The organism is Bacillus sp. FSL W7-1346, assembly GCF_038593335.1.
Taxonomy (GTDB): domain Bacteria; phylum Bacillota; class Bacilli; order Bacillales; family Bacillaceae; genus Bacillus; species Bacillus altitudinis.
This window is the reverse complement of the sequence record NZ_CP151988.1, coordinates 2,724,954-2,739,561: the sequence shown is the minus strand read 5'-3', so window position 1 is coordinate 2,739,561 and position 14,608 is coordinate 2,724,954. Positions and strand designations below refer to the sequence as shown.

General features: G+C 41.2%; 21 protein-coding genes. 13 read left to right on the top strand and 8 right to left on the bottom strand.

Annotation, left to right across the window (positions count from 1 at the left end; translation table 11 throughout):
* Nucleotides 1-139 precede the first annotated feature (139 nt).
* Entirely contained in the window at nt 140-382 is a 243-nt protein-coding gene (locus NST09_RS14120; protein ID WP_017358374.1) for a type B 50S ribosomal protein L31, read from the top strand.
* Nucleotides 383-459: 77 nt separating this feature from the next.
* Here the strand turns inward: NST09_RS14120 and NST09_RS14115 are convergent, their stop codons facing one another.
* Nucleotides 460-1,452, bottom strand: coding sequence for a zinc ABC transporter substrate-binding protein (locus tag NST09_RS14115; protein WP_025207846.1), 993 nt, complete (start codon nt 1,450-1,452; stop codon nt 460-462).
* 213 nt (nt 1,453-1,665) lie between these two features.
* Here NST09_RS14115 and NST09_RS14110 point away from each other — a divergent pair, with 213 nt between their 5' ends.
* Complete coding sequence (locus NST09_RS14110) at nt 1,666-2,232, top strand: carbonic anhydrase (protein WP_019743673.1); 567 nt, start codon at nt 1,666-1,668, stop codon at nt 2,230-2,232.
* Between the two features lies 1 nt (nt 2,233).
* Here the strand turns inward: NST09_RS14110 and yidD are convergent, their stop codons facing one another.
* On the bottom strand, nt 2,234-2,458 hold the full coding sequence (gene yidD, locus NST09_RS14105; protein ID WP_008342933.1) for a membrane protein insertion efficiency factor YidD: 225 nt from the start codon (nt 2,456-2,458) through the stop codon (nt 2,234-2,236).
* Nucleotides 2,459-2,586: 128 nt separating this feature from the next.
* Between yidD and NST09_RS14100 the strand changes: the two genes are divergently transcribed.
* A complete protein-coding gene (locus NST09_RS14100; RefSeq protein WP_008342935.1) occupies nt 2,587-3,060 on the top strand; it encodes an S-ribosylhomocysteine lyase in 474 nt (157 codons plus the stop codon).
* A 123-nt stretch (nt 3,061-3,183) separates the two neighbouring features.
* Nucleotides 3,184-3,621, top strand: coding sequence for a FixH family protein (locus NST09_RS14095; RefSeq protein WP_008342936.1), 438 nt, complete (start codon nt 3,184-3,186; stop codon nt 3,619-3,621).
* A gap of 8 nt (nt 3,622-3,629) precedes the next feature.
* Here the strand turns inward: NST09_RS14095 and ytzI are convergent, their stop codons facing one another.
* A complete protein-coding gene (gene ytzI, locus NST09_RS14090) occupies nt 3,630-3,776 on the bottom strand; it encodes a YtzI protein (RefSeq protein ID WP_017358370.1) in 147 nt (48 codons plus the stop codon).
* Nucleotides 3,777-3,907: 131 nt separating this feature from the next.
* Between ytzI and NST09_RS14085 the strand changes: the two genes are divergently transcribed.
* From NST09_RS14085 to NST09_RS14070, 4 genes are all read left to right on the top strand, one after another.
* Entirely contained in the window at nt 3,908-4,345 is a 438-nt protein-coding gene (locus NST09_RS14085) for a Dps family protein (RefSeq protein ID WP_007501934.1), read from the top strand.
* Between the two features lie 124 nt (nt 4,346-4,469).
* Nucleotides 4,470-4,661, top strand: a complete 192-nt coding sequence (locus NST09_RS14080; protein WP_008342942.1) for a hypothetical protein — start codon at nt 4,470-4,472, stop codon at nt 4,659-4,661.
* Between the two features lie 157 nt (nt 4,662-4,818).
* Nucleotides 4,819-5,223: a phage holin family protein gene (locus tag NST09_RS14075; protein ID WP_039964161.1), complete on the top strand. Its 405-nt coding sequence runs from the start codon at nt 4,819-4,821 to the stop codon at nt 5,221-5,223.
* A gap of 43 nt (nt 5,224-5,266) precedes the next feature.
* On the top strand, nt 5,267-5,575 hold the full coding sequence (locus NST09_RS14070; protein ID WP_342493067.1) for a hydrolase: 309 nt from the start codon (nt 5,267-5,269) through the stop codon (nt 5,573-5,575).
* A 29-nt stretch (nt 5,576-5,604) separates the two neighbouring features.
* On the opposite strand, the gene NST09_RS14065 is transcribed toward NST09_RS14070, so the two are convergent.
* Nucleotides 5,605-6,387 (bottom strand): AIM24 family protein, encoded by a 783-nt coding sequence (locus NST09_RS14065; RefSeq protein ID WP_008342947.1) that lies wholly within the window; start codon nt 6,385-6,387, stop codon nt 5,605-5,607.
* Between the two features lie 22 nt (nt 6,388-6,409).
* Nucleotides 6,410-7,063 carry a TerD family protein gene (locus NST09_RS14060; RefSeq protein WP_342493066.1) on the bottom strand — a complete coding sequence of 218 codons (654 nt, stop codon included), beginning with the start codon at nt 7,061-7,063 and terminating at the stop codon, nt 6,410-6,412.
* Nucleotides 7,064-7,309: 246 nt separating this feature from the next.
* On the opposite strand from NST09_RS14060, the gene ytkD reads away from it, so the two are divergent.
* Nucleotides 7,310-7,786, top strand: a complete 477-nt coding sequence (gene ytkD / locus NST09_RS14055; protein ID WP_008342951.1) for an RNA deprotection pyrophosphohydrolase — start codon at nt 7,310-7,312, stop codon at nt 7,784-7,786.
* A gap of 30 nt (nt 7,787-7,816) precedes the next feature.
* Here the strand turns inward: ytkD and NST09_RS14050 are convergent, their stop codons facing one another.
* Genes NST09_RS14050 through NST09_RS14040 form a run of 3 tightly spaced genes read right to left on the bottom strand, consistent with a single transcriptional unit; the run spans nt 7,817 to nt 10,385 of the window.
* Nucleotides 7,817-8,611 carry an ABC transporter permease gene (locus NST09_RS14050; protein WP_342493065.1) on the bottom strand — a complete coding sequence of 265 codons (795 nt, stop codon included), beginning with the start codon at nt 8,609-8,611 and terminating at the stop codon, nt 7,817-7,819.
* The gene (locus NST09_RS14045; RefSeq protein WP_017367905.1) at nt 8,598-9,368 is read right to left on the bottom strand and encodes an ABC transporter ATP-binding protein; all 771 of its coding nucleotides are present in this window, start codon (nt 9,366-9,368) and stop codon (nt 8,598-8,600) included. Before NST09_RS14045 ends, NST09_RS14050 begins: the two co-directional genes overlap by 14 nt.
* A 15-nt stretch (nt 9,369-9,383) precedes the next feature.
* Nucleotides 9,384-10,385 (bottom strand): ABC transporter substrate-binding protein, encoded by a 1,002-nt coding sequence (locus NST09_RS14040; RefSeq protein WP_081114384.1) that lies wholly within the window; start codon nt 10,383-10,385, stop codon nt 9,384-9,386.
* 173 nt (nt 10,386-10,558) lie between these two features.
* On the opposite strand from NST09_RS14040, the gene NST09_RS14035 reads away from it, so the two are divergent.
* The 4 genes from NST09_RS14035 to crtI are packed head-to-tail and all read left to right on the top strand — an operon-like array spanning nt 10,559 to nt 14,592.
* Complete coding sequence (locus tag NST09_RS14035) at nt 10,559-11,287, top strand: carotenoid biosynthesis protein (protein WP_017358367.1); 729 nt, start codon at nt 10,559-10,561, stop codon at nt 11,285-11,287.
* On the top strand, nt 11,256-12,002 hold the full coding sequence (locus tag NST09_RS14030; protein ID WP_017367904.1) for a lysophospholipid acyltransferase family protein: 747 nt from the start codon (nt 11,256-11,258) through the stop codon (nt 12,000-12,002). Before NST09_RS14035 ends, NST09_RS14030 begins: the two co-directional genes overlap by 32 nt.
* Nucleotides 11,987-13,114, top strand: coding sequence for a glycosyltransferase (locus NST09_RS14025; RefSeq protein WP_265785005.1), 1,128 nt, complete (start codon nt 11,987-11,989; stop codon nt 13,112-13,114). The genes NST09_RS14030 and NST09_RS14025 overlap by 16 nt, the downstream gene beginning before the upstream one ends.
* Complete coding sequence (crtI, locus tag NST09_RS14020; RefSeq protein ID WP_342493064.1) at nt 13,111-14,592, top strand: phytoene desaturase family protein; 1,482 nt, start codon at nt 13,111-13,113, stop codon at nt 14,590-14,592. The genes NST09_RS14025 and crtI overlap by 4 nt, the downstream gene beginning before the upstream one ends.
* Nucleotides 14,593-14,608: the final 16 nt, after the last annotated feature.

The window sequence follows — 14,608 nt, the reverse complement described above, 5'->3', positions numbered from 1 at the left end:
GGTGTTTATTATTCTCCACCATTTTTAGATTATTCTTCCTGACTAAGAAAGCTTGTTTTTTGACAAGTTGTAAAAGAGGGAGTAGAATATAATTATAAAACGTAATCGTTACGTTTTAATGATGAAGGGAGTTTTGACATTGAAAAGAGATATTCATCCAACCTCACATGAAGTTGTATTTATGGACGTAAACAGCGGTTACCGCTTCTTAAGTAGATCAACAAAGACATCACATGAGACCGTAGAGTGGGAGGATGGGAAGACTTATCCTGTCATTAAAGTAGAGACAAGCTCTGATACGCATCCATTTTATACAGGACGCCAGAAATTTGGAGAAAAAGGCGGCAGAGCGGAGCAGTTTAAGAAAAAATATCAAATGTAAACAAAGAAACACACCTGATCATGGTGTGTTTTTTTGTGCAGTAAAAAACCCCGGCTGATCGCACGGGGTTCATGAATTCATTCAACATTTAAAGCTGTTTTTAATGTGTTTAAATTTTGTTTCATTAAGCTGACATAGCTTTCACCATTTTTAGCATCATCTTCTGTAATGGATTCTAGATTTTTCAGTGTAAGGCTTTTTGCCCCAATTTCACTGCGAATCGTATCTGATACTTTACTGCTGACGTTATTTTCAAAAATGACATACTTGATGTGATGCTTTTCTGCCTGTTGTACGATATTTTCAAGCTGTTTTTGGGAAGGCTCTTCAGAAGCAGAGAGTCCTAGTACACTGATTTGCTCAATGCCATAGCGCTTTTCCCAGTAGCCGTATGCTGCGTGAGAAACAAGAATTTCTTTATGTTTTGCTTTAGATAACGTTGTTTTGAATTCCTGATCTAACGATTGTAATTCTTTTTTTAGTGATTCATAGTTTTTTGTGTATTCGTCTTTATGATCTGGATCTAGTGAAACAAGTGTGTCTTTAATGTTTTTTGCCATTTGCTGTGCATAAACAGGGTCTAGCCATGCATGGGGATCTTTATCTCCATGGTCGTGTCCATCATGGTCATGATCTTCACCTTCATGATCGTGATCATGGTCCTCACCTTCTTCATGAGCATGTTCTTCTTGTGTTGATAATAGCTTGATTCCTTCGGCTGCTTTCACTGTTTTCACGCCTTGGTCTTTTAACGTAGAAGCCGTTTTATCAGCAAATGCTTCAGCGCCTGTTCCGCTGTAAATAAAGGCATCTCCTTCAGCCATTTCAACCATCGTTTTTGAACTTGGTTCAAAGCTGTGTGCATCTGCATTGGCAGGATACACACTTTGAGCGTTCACGTGAGAGCCGCCGATTTTTTCAGTGAAATCTTGAATAGGGAAGATCGTCGTGTAAATGGTTAATTTCCCGTCTGCTTTTCCTTTTGAAGCATTTGTCCCCGCACTGCTTGAGCAAGCGGCAAGACCGACCGCTAATAAAGCAGCTGTTAAAATAAAAAAGATTTTTTTCATCTAAGAATGTCTCCTCTCAACCTATTAGATAGAAATGATTACGATTTAATGTCCTGAGTTATTGTATCGTAATAATTACGATTTGAAAAGAGGAAAATAAAAAATTTTCATCAGAAGATGTTTCCTCTAAAAAAATAGACGTCAAAACGTGACGAAATTTAAAACATTGTGCTATATTTATTTTTAAAAAAAGAAAAAGGAATGGACAAACTTATGAAACTTTTAGACGAAATCATCGAGTACAATCAACAATTTTGCGAAGAGAAGCGATATGAAGAGTTTACAACAACGAAGTTTCCACAGAAAAAAGCTGTCATTCTATCATGTATGGATACAAGACTTGTTGAACTGCTTCCTCGCGCCATGAACATGAAAAATGGCGATATTAAAATTGTCAAAAGTGCTGGCGCTCTTGTTTCTCACCCATTTGGAAGTATTATGCGAAGCATTTTAGTGGCTGTTTATGAATTGAATGCTGACGAAGTTTATGTGATCGGGCACCACGATTGCGGGATGAGTAAAATAGACAGCCAAACCCTATTAAATAAAGCCGTTGAGCGCGGTATTCCCGAAAAACGAATTGAAGTACTGGAATACTCAGGAATCGATTTTCAACAGTGGCTCAAAAGCTTTAGCTCAGTTGAAGATAGCGTGAAGGACAGTGTGTCTGTCGTTAAAAATCATCCGCTTCTTCCATCTGATGTGCCTGTGCATGGTCTAGTGATTGATCCTGGGACAGGTAAGCTTGACTTAGTTGTCAACGGTTATGAAGAAAAGTAAGTTATTTTTCCTTTTTAGGTGGGACTGGATCCATGCCTCCAGGATGCAGCGGGTGACATTTTAAAATTCGCTTGATTGTGAGCCAGCCGCCTTTTAAAGCGCCATGCGTTTTGATCGCCTCTAGCCCGTAGTTTGAGCAAGTGGGGTAAAACCTGCAGCTCGGCGGTGTCAGAGGGGAAATGCATTTTTGATAAAAGCGAATGATGCCGATAAAAATTTGTTTCATAGAGGTTCCTCCTTGTCTGTCTTTTCACAGTATAAGAAAAAAGGACAAGGAAGGGAAGTTTTATAAACTAAACTGGTCGGAACAATATGTTATAATATAGGAAATTGCAATTATAGGAGTGGTGATTAATGCCTTCAGTTGAAAGCTTTGAACTTGACCATAATGCTGTAAAAGCACCTTACGTTCGTCATTGCGGCGTTCATAAAGTGGGATCAGATGGAGAAGTGAACAAATTTGATATCCGTTTTTGTCAGCCAAACAAGCAGGCAATGAAACCTGATACGATTCATACATTAGAGCATTTACTTGCGTTTAATATTAGAACACACTCAGAGAAATACGATCATTTTGATATCATTGATATTTCTCCGATGGGCTGCCAGACTGGCTACTATTTAGTTGTCAGCGGTGCACCGACACCAAGAGAGATCGTTGAACTGCTTGATGCAACATTCAAAGATGCAGTGGAAGTAACAGAAATTCCTGCTGCAAATGAAGAGCAGTGCGGTCAAGCGAAGCTTCATGATCTTGAAGGAGCAAAACGTTTAATGCGTTTCTGGCTGTCTCAGGATCAAGAAGAGCTATTAAAAGTATTTGGATAATCAGTAAGATGATGAACCGGACATATTGAATGTCCGGTTTTTTATATGAAATGAAATGAGAGCTGTTAAAATAGGGGATATTTGTTAAAATGGACATGTCAGTAAAAAAAGGGGGATACACGAATGCGGAAAATGGTAGGAATCATTTTGATGCTCGCATTACTTAGTGCATGTGGAAACTCGGCAGCGAGCAATGACAAGGGAGAAGTGCCTGAGCTATTAGAAGTCAAACTAACAGGGCCGGAGCAAGTGGAGAAAAATGAAAACGTTATCGTAAAAGCAGCTGTCACATATGGTGATACGCCTGTTGATGATGCAGATGATGTTGAATTTGAAGTGTGGAAAGATGGCGACAAGGATAACAGCAAGATGATTCAGCCAAAGAAAAAGGAGAAAGGTGTATATGAATTGCATACAGCTTTCAAACAAGATGGCCTTTATATCATACAAGTCCATGTGACAGCTAAACAGCAGCATAATATGCCGAAGACAAACATCCATGTAGGTGATGTGAAAAAAGAGAGTTCATCTACTGAAGAAGAAGATACCTCACATCATTGAAAGCGGTTTTATTTTGGGTTAGGACGTTGGTTTGGTTCAGCATCCTGTGGTGAATCGACTTTATGCTTGTAATCATAAGCCTTTGATGTCGTCCACAGTGATAAAAAGACAACGATTGAGATAATGATAAAGCTGATAATCCCAAGTAACAGCATCTAACTCCCTCCTTATTTCCATATTAACATATATTTCATGCGGTCAAAATAGAAGAAAATGATGGCAGGTTTCAGTATAATAAAAAAAGGGTAATCCCATACTAAACGCAACTACATAAGGAGGAATCAACATGTCTGAAAAATTATTAAACGTCGTCAATAAACAAGTAGCAGATTGGACTGTGCTTTACGTAAAATTACATAACTATCACTGGTATGTAAAGGGAAAAGATTTCTTTACACTCCATGAAAAATTTGAGGAATTATATACAGAAACAGCCACTTATATCGATGATTTGGCTGAGCGTATGCTCGCATTAAATGGACAACCTGTTGCGACAATGAAAGAGTGCTTAGAAATTTCTAGCATTCAAGAAGCGGAAGGCAATGAATCAGCCGAGCAAATGGTGAAAAATCTGTATGATGATTTCTCTAATATTGCAGAAGAACTTAAGCGAGGCATGGAGCTGGCTGCAGAAGTTGGCGATGAAACAACAGGTGATATGCTGCTTGCGATTCATCAATCCATTGAAAAACACAACTGGATGCTAAAAGCATATTTAGGATAAGCGAATGTGAAAGGAATGTCGATCATTAAACAGATCGGCATTCTTTTTTTATGGATTTGTGACAGACAGCCCATTGAATTGATGGGGCTTTCAGCCGAAGAGAAAAGGGAAGGGAGGGGAGAAAATGTCCTCAATTGCAGGAATGATGAGCCAGCAAGTGGCGAGTATTCAAAAAACACTCAATATCAGTTTATTGAATTCACAGCTTGCCACGAACACAGCACAAGCTATGGTGATGCTCGATCAAGTGCAGCAGCAGCCTCAAGCTGTTCAGCCCAAAGATTCAGACGCTACGTTTATTGATGTCAGAGTTTAACCAAGAAAGCCGCCGTCACAGGCGGCTCTTTTTATGCGCTTCACGAATTTTTTGCACAGCTAACCATGCCTTTATTTTTTGTCGTCCAAGCTATTCATCAAATGCGGCATATACTATTGAGGTAAGAAGTTCCACTATGAAAGGATGTTGATGCCAAGTGAGCAAGGATTTAGGCATCTTTTCGTTGTTTACAGTCAGTTTGTCGGCAATGGGCTTTCTGTTTGGTGGAGCAGGATATTTACTCATGATATTAGTAACACTAATGGCTATTGAATTAATTTGTTCAAGCCTAAGGGAATCTGTGACTGGACAACTTACGATGAAGCGTTTTTTAACCAGGCTTGTTCGAAAGGTTGTGACGATTTCTTTAATATCCATGGCACATTTCTTCGATGTCATGCTGAAGACTGGGGGGACAATTAAGGATTTAGCGCTCATCTTTTATATTATTTATGAATCGTACCAGATTGTCTCAACAGCCAGAGCTCTCGGAATTCCTATTCCACAGTTGTTTATTGATGTGTTAGACATGATGAAAAATAAATTGCGCAAAAAGCCGTAATTTCTTCATATCTGGTCATACTAAAGGAAAAAGGATGAATCAGATGGCGAGACACACATACTATGTATCCGTTCAAGACGGATCGATCTCACAGCACAGAGATGCGGCTGCTTGGCAATTTCAGATAGAAGCAGAAGATGACCAAATCTTGCAGTTAAGAGAGTATTTTGATGAACAGTATATGACAGATTGGAAAGGTTTCTTTCGGGCGCATGTTCCATTTCTTGAATATCATTATGATAGTCCAAATGACGAAATGGATAGGAAAAGAAAAGAGATTTACTCGATGATTCATGATCTCGGTAACGAAGAGACAAAGAACTTTATTGAGACGAATGGACTGATGAATTGAAAAAGCATGTAGAGACATTCTACATGCTTTTATTTTCGAGGCTGTAAGATGCCGCCGATCAGATCACTGATTCCGCCTCTATTTTCCTGCTGTGAGTTGGTGATTTCGTGTGAGGTACTCTGACTCTGGGGTTTGTACCGGTTATCATCTATCCCGACCCGCATTCCAGATGTTCGTTCAGATGGCTGGATAATCACAATTTGGTCCTGTTCATGAAATTCAAACAAGTAGGATTCGCCTGATGTTTGTCCAATGAACGTTTTCCAGTTCACATCTAATTTGACTTTCGGTGCTTTGCCCGTCCAAGCGACAATGGCGTCAGGATCTACACGGCAAGGTGCTTTTAAAATCAGCGGGTTTCCATTTGTTTTGATGGCAACCTGCGCCCCGTGACCTTGATACGAGAGCTTTGAAGTAAATAGCCCTTTTTGTGATAAAATCCCAACGCCTACTGGTGTCACGCCATAGTGACATTCTTCAGTAAAGGCAAGTAAATCTTCACTTTCCACGCTAACATGTTGCCAAGGACCGTTCGGCTCAAGATTGATGACAGTCACATGCTCGCTAGAATCAGCCAAGTAGCAAGTGCCTTGTCCACTCACTTCCATCATCTCAAGGTTTTCACCTGTTAACTTTCTGCTAATATGATTAAATACTTGGCTGACCATATTTCCTTTATTCGTCCCAAGTAATCGTTTACGGTATTGAAATGTACCTTGATCGGCAATCATAGCGCCTTTTTTGGCAAAAAAGATCCCGTTGCCTTCTGCTTGTAAGGTCAGTTCTTCGATCGTGTTGAAATGAAATCCCATTTGTGCCAGCTCCTTTCCTTTGTCAAGATGTGAATCCGTAGATGCGGCATAGGTCGTTTAAATCAAGGATCGTACCTTGTCCGGTAGCGGTGATTTTCCATTCGTTCTCAACTCTCGTTAGTTCAGCACAAATGATGGATGTACAAAATGAATAATCTTCTGTTAACTGAAAGGTACAAATCTCCTGTTGTGTGATTTGATCTGAAAGGCGCAAGTAGGCATTGGTCACCTGTCCGAAATGATGTGCCCGCTCGTGTGCATCATGTATGGTGGCAGTTACGACGATTTTATGAATATCGGGTGAGACTCTGCTTAGCTGCATAATGATGATCTCATTGTCCCGATGGCCTCCGCCGACCTGATGATCACCTAGATGGCGAACAGCTCCATCTAAGCTTTGCTGCTGATGATAATAGATCAGGTGTTTTGGAGACAGAAGCTTGTCCTCTTCATTTAAGAGAAACACTTGCGTATCTAAATCAATTGGCTGACCAGATAAGTCCCAGCCAAGTCCGATATGAATTTGATCTATATTTGGATTGTCTTTTGTTAAATCTAACTTTTGTCCTTTCATGAGGTGTTTCTTCACTGCCTCAAGAGAAGCGTCTTCTTTCTCATGTTGCCTCATTGGCCATGCTTTGTTATTTTCTTGTTTTGATCCATTTGTGATGCTCATGCTGGTTTCCTCCTCGTCTGTGTAGGACAAACACTTATTGATTTACGTCGTCATGGGCAAAAGGTTTCATGATTAAAATGGGATGAGGATGGAGATGATAAAAAGGTTTTAGCAAGAATACTTATTTTACATACAGACGAGATAGAAGCACTCGTTTGTTTCACTTTTCATAAAAATTCTTCAGAGAAATGTGATCTGTGGTATGATGTTTTACAAGAAGCAAGGACAGGATATGAGGGATTTCACATGCATGTATTTAAAGACTATTATCATAATACGGTCAAGCTCTCTTTTGAAGAGCAGCCTTTTTCAAGTCATCCTAAGCATGTTTGGGCTATTTGCCGCTATCAAGGAAAATGGCTACTTACTGAACATGAGGATCGAGGCTACGAGTTTCCAGGAGGGAAAGTAGAGCCAAATGAAGAAGCAGATCAAGCCGCTATACGAGAGATTCACGAAGAGACGGGTGCTGTTGTTCGTGAATTAACGTATATTGGTCAATATCAGGTGCTTGGCAGAGAGAAAGTCATTGTCAAAAATATTTATTTCGCCGATATTGAAAGGCTCGTCAAGCAGGACACGTATTTTGAAACGAAAGGACCCGTTCTTTTCGCAGACTTACCAAGATCCATCGCAAAAAATAAAAATTTCAGTTTTATTATGAAAGATGATGTCTTGAGACAAAGTCTTGCTTATTTAGAAAAGAACGGTTTGATTCGTTAAAAAAAGCGCAGGGACATGACCCTGTGCTTTTTATTTTTGCAGAAAACGGCGCTCCAGCCATTCAACAAGCTGATACATGATGGTGGCGAAGACGGCGATAATGAAAAGACTTAAGAACACGAGTGTAAAGTTGAAGACTTGAAAGCCATAGATGATCATATAGCCGAGTCCTTTTGAGGATACAAGGAATTCTCCCACAATGACCCCAACCCAAGAAAGACCAACATTGACCTTAATGGCAGAGATCATCGTTGGAATACTTGCTGGCAAAATGACCTCACGGAAGACCGTTCTTTTTTTTGCGCCAAAGGTTTTCATGACTTTTAAATAATTCTCATCGACTTCTTGAAAGGCTGTATAAATGACGATGGTGGTAATGATCACACTGATAATGGCACCCATCGCGACAATGCTGATCATGCCTGGTCCAAGGGCAACAATTAAAATGGGGGCGAGAGCGACTTTCGGCATCGCATTTAAAATAACCAAATAAGGATCAAGGACATTTGCAAGACGGGTGGACCACCATAAGGCGGCGGCTAATAAAATGCCGCAAAAAGTACCAAGTAGAAAGCCGAGCACTGTTTCAAATAGCGTAATGCTCATATGATTGATTAATGAACCATCTGATAATTTTTGTAAAAACAATTGGCAGACAGCAGATGGTGAACTGAAAATGAGCGGGTCAATCAGTCTGAAATGGCTCGCAAGCTCCCAAAGTGAAAAGAAACTGGCGAAAATGATCAACTGGTAGACTCGCGTCATGCGTTTTTCCATTCGAACTTTTTTTCGATAGGCTTCATGTAAAAGATCACTGTGTTTCAACTGTCTTCAGCTCCTTCCAAATCGTTTGAAAGAGCTCTTGGAAACTGGCTGTCTGTCTCGCTTCAAAAGGAGAGAGTGCCCTCAGATCATCGGGGACGGTAAACATTCGCTGGATAGAGCCGGGATGCTTTGAGAATAAGAAAATGCGATCACTCATCGCAATGGCTTCACCGATGTCATGCGTGACAAGAACAGCCGTTTTTTGGTAGTTTTTTAATGTGTGAAAGACGAGGTCTTCTAATGTCAGTTTCGTCTGGTAATCTAGTGCTGAAAATGGCTCATCTAGCAGAAGCAAGCCGGGATCAACTGCAAGCGTTCGGGCGAGAGCCGCACGCTGCCTCATCCCGCCTGACAGCTCCTTCGGGTATTTTTCTTCGACATCATTGAGTCCAAGCTTTGGCAGTAAGCTAAGGGCAGCTGAGGTGGCTTCATGTGAATCTTGTTTTGCAATTTTTAACCCGAGAATGACATTTTCCTTGATCGTTTTCCATGGGAACAAATAATCTTGCTGGAGCATATAACCGATTTGATGCTCCTGTTGATTCGGTTCTTTTCCTTCGATTAAAATTCGACCTTCAGAGGGTGGCGTAATGCCTGCGATGATGGAAAGCAAGGTTGTTTTCCCGCAGCCGCTAGGACCAATAAATGAGATGAATTCACCTTGAGTGATCTCCATATTGATGTGCTGTATGGCCGTTGTTTTTTCTTTTAAAGAGAAGTACGTGTGGGTCACATGGTCAATTTGAAGGAAAGACATGTGCTACCTCCTGTTCTATTTGTGATCTGTGACCTTCTTGGCAATGGATGTATCGACAAGTTGTTTGTACGGGATAAATTCCGGCAGTTCACCACTTGCCTTCATGATTTCCTGTAATTTGTTCCATTCCTCTTCATTTAGAAGGGGATCTGTTGCGTAGGAGTTCTGCTGCTTGTAGCGTTTAATGGCTGTTGATAAGACATCAAGGTCTGTATCAGGAAATTGAGATTGGATTGTCTTGGCAATCTCCTCTGGGCTCTTTGCTTTGACCCATTTTTGCGCTTTGTAAATGGCACGAGTAAAGGCTTCAGCTGTCTCTTTGTTTTCCTCTAAGTAACTCTTCTTTGCCATAAAGGTGGTATAAGGCACCTTGCCGGAAGCCTCACCAAAGGAGGCGGTAATGTACCCTTTGCCTTCTTTTTCAATTAAGGAAGCTGTCGGTTCGAATAACTGCACAAAATCGCCAGTTCCAGAGGAAAAAGCACCTGAAATGTTGGCAAAATCAATATTTTGAATCATGCGAAGATCCTGTTTCAAATCAATGCCTTCTTTTTTCAGGACATATTCACCGACCATTTGCGGCATGCCGCCTTTCCGTTGTCCGAGAAAGTCCTTTCCTTTCAATTGATCCCAAGAGAATTGATTGATTTTTTCCCTTGAAACAAGAAATGTACCGTCTGTTTGTGTCAGCTGTGCAAAGTTCATGACAGAGTCTTTCGTGTCTTGTGCTTCCACATAAATAGAAGATTCAGATCCGGTCAGAGCGATATCAGCGCCGCCGGATAAGAGAGCTGTCATTGTTTTATCGCCGCCCCAAGTGGTTTTTAATTCAACCTCTAAGCCTTCATCTTTGAAAAATCCTTCGGATAGGGCGACATAAAGCGGTGCATAAAAGACCGAATGGGTCACCTCGGCTACTTGTACGGTCTGCTCTTGGTCTTTTTTACAGGCGACAAATGGAATAAAGAGCAGGACAACGAATATGAATGCCAGTCTGACTTTAATGGAACGATTCAAGAGTAATTCGCCTCCTTTGTTCTAGATCACTAATTAAAGTATGTCAAAAGGGATTTTTGGTGAGTGCCTAGATGAAATAAGAAGCGCATTGTTTATTTATAGAACGTGTCTTTTTTTCTATACTAGAAGCATGAATGCTTTCTTGAATTTGGTAGAAATAAAGGAGCGGTTTCGTGTATAGATTGAGTTGGGTATTTGTTGGATGGTATGTAGTGGGTCTTATTTTAATGGTCTTTTTTGAAGTGCCGGCATGGCTTCAGTTTGCGAATGGTATCTTTCTTGTGCTTTACGCCTGCTGCGTCATTGAGATTGGACGAAATATCTACGGTGCATGGAGCTTTGTGATCGTAAGAGCAGCCATTGTGGGTGTGTTGACGTTTACGGTTGAATGGGTGGGAATCACAACTGATTTTCCTTTTGGGGCCTATGATTATTATCCGACGCTAGGATTTCTTGTGGCGGGAGTGCCTTTGACGATCGCTTTTGCATGGGTTGGTGTGTTTTTAAATAGTCTTTTTTTATCAAGACAACAATCGAAGTGGAAGCGAGCCGTCGAAACGGGTATATGGATTGTGCTGCTTGATCTCATATTAGATCCGGTAGCGGCTGAACGAAAGTTTTGGGTGTGGTATGACGGCGGAGGTTTCTTTGGTATCCCTTTTGAGAATTTTGTCAGCTGGGGTATCATTGGAGCAGGACTTTCATTTCTGTTCCCACTCGTTTCCATTGATCAGCAGGCATTGCGCTGGAATGGACGTATTTATCAGGCCATGGTGTTCTTCTTTGGTCTTTTAGCATTAAAGGGCGGGCTGGATGTCATTTTTTATTTAGCACTGATCATTGTCATCTTGTGTGAAGGAAGGGTTCGATTTGAAAGAAAGCGACAAAAACCGATCGTTTAGACGACTCTTTTATTTTTATCTTAAACGATATTTACTGAACAAACATTTTCGCTGTGTCATGATGAAAGGTACGGTTGACCCAAAGGAGAAACATCCTGTTCTTTATCTTGCTAATCACAGTTCATGGTGGGATGGACTGATCATTTTTCTTTTAATAGAACAAATGTCTGAGCTGGATCATGCCATGATGATGGAAGAGAAGCAGTTGAAGCAATATGCTTTTTTTCAAAAACTTGGTGCATTTCCAGTTCATAAAGAGAAGCTGAAAAGTGTCAAGCAGGCATTAATGACCGCAAAGGAGAAGATGGAGGCTGGCGGGGCTGTGTGGCTCTTCCCGCAGGGGAAAATTATGCACCAAGACATAAGGCCGCTTGAACTGGAAGGCGGAGCTTCTTTTTTAGTCAGGCAATTTGAGCAGGTCGTCATCAAACCTGTAACGCTACATTATACATTTAATCAATTTCAAAAACCGACGGTATCGGTTGAGTTTGGAGAAGATGTCCTAGTAGCTGGCGGATCACTTCGCAGTAAGGAAGTAACAAGTTTACTCGGAGACCTGCTTGAAACACAGTTAAACGCACATCAAGCACAGGTTATTGCTGATCCAGATTTTTCAACAAACGAACAATTTAGGCAGGTAACAAGGACAAGCCGGTCAACTAGTGATGCGTTTGATTCCTTTAAAAAGTGGGTGAAAACATGGCGGTCTTCTTAATTGTCATCAGTGTTTTGCTGCTCTGCCAATTGATGTTTACGATTTGGAATATGAAGCAATTTCCTGTACTCAAGCCGGCATCTCTTTCACCTGATGAACCCATTTCATTATCGATCCTCATTCCAGCGAGAAATGAAGAAAAACGGCTGGAAGCCTGCCTTCAGTCGATTGTTGATCAGCGTCTCCATCCGAAAGAGTTGATCGTGCTGGATGATCACTCGACAGATCAGACGAGAATGATTGCAGAGGGCTTCGCAGAGACATATCCATGGATTCGCGTGCAGTCAGGTCAAGTACTGAAACGAGGATGGCTTGGAAAATCATATGCTTGTTCCCAGCTTGCTGAGGCAGCATCTTCTGATTGGCTGTTATTTTTAGATGCAGATGTCCGCTTAAAACAAGGAGCTATTGAAGCGGTGTACAAGCAGTTATGCATACAAAAAACGGGCATGCTTTCAGGTTTCCCAGAGCAAAAAACGGGAACGCCTTTTGAGCATCTTGTCGTTCCTATGATGATGTTTACGATTGGCTGTCATCTGCCAGTGAAGTGGGTCAGAACATCTCAACATCCTGCTTTTGCCGCAGCACATGGCGGTTTTATTGCCATTGAAAAGAACTGTTATCACGAAATAGGTGGTCATGAAGCGATCAAGGATTCTCTTGTGGATGATATGGCTTTGGCTAAACGAGTAAAAGCGAAGGGCTTTCCGTTCACACTGGCAAGTATTCATTCTTTTGTCTACATGAGAATGTATGAGAGTGGACAGGAAGTATGGGAAGGATATCGGAAAAATTTGTTCCCGGGAGTGAATCGAAACATTGCTTTGTTAAGCAGTGTCTTTTGTTTATACTCCGTCCTTTATGTAGTTCCTGTTCTTTGCTTTATGATCGCACTGATTCATTTTGATGTGGTCAATCTCTGTTTAGCCCTTCTTTGCTACGGGCTGGGTGTATCCATTAAAGCGGTCATTGATATCGAAAATGGAAGAACGTCTACGATGGCCTTTTTATTGCCTGTCAGTATCATAAGCCTGATGGCCATTGGTTTTGCTTCTATGAAAATTGGGCTGAAAAAAGAAGGCTATGAATGGAAAGGAAGAAGGTACGAATGAAAAAAGTGATCATTATTGGCGGCGGACTTGGCGGGTTATCGGCTGCGATTCGCTTACAGTCACGCGGTTTCCAGGTCACCATTTTAGAAAAAGAAGCTGCATTAGGCGGGAAATTACAACGCCATCAAGCGTCTGGCTACTCTTTTGATTTAGGACCGAGTACCATTACAATGAAGGCGTATTTTGAAGAAGTATTTACCTCCTGTCATAGACGAATGGAGGATTATGTGACGTTTTATCCGATTTTCCCCCTTACTAAAAACGTTTTTTCAGATGGACATACGGTCGAGTTTACGCCAGATATTGAGCAAATGGAATCACAAATTGCAGTTTTTAGTCCAGAGGATGCAAAGCGATACCGGGCATTTTTACAGGAATCGAAGAAGCTTTTTCAAATGGCAGAGGATCAGTTTTTAAATCGTTTATTATTGAGCTGGAAAGATAAAGCGGATATCAAGTTAATGAAAGCCCTTCTTGCAGTTAAACCTTTTACATCCGTTCAGCGCTTGCTACGTCAATATTTTCGTCATCCTCATACATTGGCGATGTTTGGCCGGTATGCGACTTACATTGGCTCTTCTCCATACGAGGCACCTGCTATTTTTAATATGATGGCTTATTTAGAAGGAGAAAAAGGCATTTATGGTATTAAGGGCGGTACGTATCGTTTAGTTGAGGCATTTGAGACACTGGCAAAGGAATTGGGTGTCCAAATTCATCTCAATGAACGAGTCAAAAAGATTCATGTGAAGAATAAGCGAATCCAAGGAGTTGAAACGGATCAGCAGTTATATGAAGCAGATCAAGTCATTGCGGGGGCAGATGCACTGACTGTTTATCGCCAATTAATTGATGAAGAAGACCGCCCGAGCTTTGGAAATCAAAAACTGGCAAACATTGAGCCATCGTTATCAGGTTTTGTTCTTTTGTTGGGCGTCCCTAAAGTCTATGAACAATTGTCTCATCACAACGTGTTTTTTCCAGAGAATTATGAACAAGAATTCAAGGATATTTTTCAGAAAAAACAGCTTCCTCATGATCCGACGCTTTACATCTGTTATTCAGGTCATTCAGAGCCAGCTTTAAGCGGAGGGCCAGGACGAAGTAACTTGTTTGTATTGGCCAATGCGCCATATGTGACAAAAGAGCAAAATTGGGACATGCTAAAGGAGACATATGGCCAGCATATGAAAACAAAACTAAAGGAAAAGGGTCTCTTTGATCTTGACCAGCTTGTAGAATTTGAAGCGGTACAAACCCCGCTTGATTTACAGCAAAAAACGGGAGCGTATCATGGGGCCATTTATGGCATGTCGTCAAACTCATTCAAGCAGGCATTTTTTCGCATCAATAATCAATCAAAGGATATTGAAGGGCTTTGGTTTGTTGGCGGCACAAGTCATCCAGGCGGCGGCACTCCGATGGTGACAAAATCAGGACAGCTCGTCGCAGAAGCCATTATCAAGCATTTGACGTAACACCGAATGAAAAGGA

Coding starts and splice junctions, on each gene's coding strand:
- NST09_RS14115 (WP_025207846.1), bottom strand. CDS start 1,452: ATGAAAAAAATCTTTTTTATTTTAACAGCTGCTTTATTAGCGGTCGGT.
- NST09_RS14110 (WP_019743673.1), top strand. CDS start 1,666: ATGAAACTTTTAGACGAAATCATCGAGTACAATCAACAATTTTGCGAA.
- yidD (WP_008342933.1), bottom strand. CDS start 2,458: ATGAAACAAATTTTTATCGGCATCATTCGCTTTTATCAAAAATGCATT.
- NST09_RS14100 (WP_008342935.1), top strand. CDS start 2,587: ATGCCTTCAGTTGAAAGCTTTGAACTTGACCATAATGCTGTAAAAGCA.
- NST09_RS14095 (WP_008342936.1), top strand. CDS start 3,184: ATGCGGAAAATGGTAGGAATCATTTTGATGCTCGCATTACTTAGTGCA.
- ytzI (WP_017358370.1), bottom strand. CDS start 3,776: ATGCTGTTACTTGGGATTATCAGCTTTATCATTATCTCAATCGTTGTC.
- NST09_RS14085 (WP_007501934.1), top strand. CDS start 3,908: ATGTCTGAAAAATTATTAAACGTCGTCAATAAACAAGTAGCAGATTGG.
- NST09_RS14080 (WP_008342942.1), top strand. CDS start 4,470: ATGTCCTCAATTGCAGGAATGATGAGCCAGCAAGTGGCGAGTATTCAA.
- NST09_RS14070 (WP_342493067.1), top strand. CDS start 5,267: ATGGCGAGACACACATACTATGTATCCGTTCAAGACGGATCGATCTCA.
- NST09_RS14065 (WP_008342947.1), bottom strand. CDS start 6,387: ATGGGATTTCATTTCAACACGATCGAAGAACTGACCTTACAAGCAGAA.
- NST09_RS14060 (WP_342493066.1), bottom strand. CDS start 7,063: ATGAGCATCACAAATGGATCAAAACAAGAAAATAACAAAGCATGGCCA.
- ytkD (WP_008342951.1), top strand. CDS start 7,310: ATGCATGTATTTAAAGACTATTATCATAATACGGTCAAGCTCTCTTTT.
- NST09_RS14045 (WP_017367905.1), bottom strand. CDS start 9,368: ATGTCTTTCCTTCAAATTGACCATGTGACCCACACGTACTTCTCTTTA.
- NST09_RS14025 (WP_265785005.1), top strand. CDS start 11,987: ATGGCGGTCTTCTTAATTGTCATCAGTGTTTTGCTGCTCTGCCAATTG.
- crtI (WP_342493064.1), top strand. CDS start 13,111: ATGAAAAAAGTGATCATTATTGGCGGCGGACTTGGCGGGTTATCGGCT.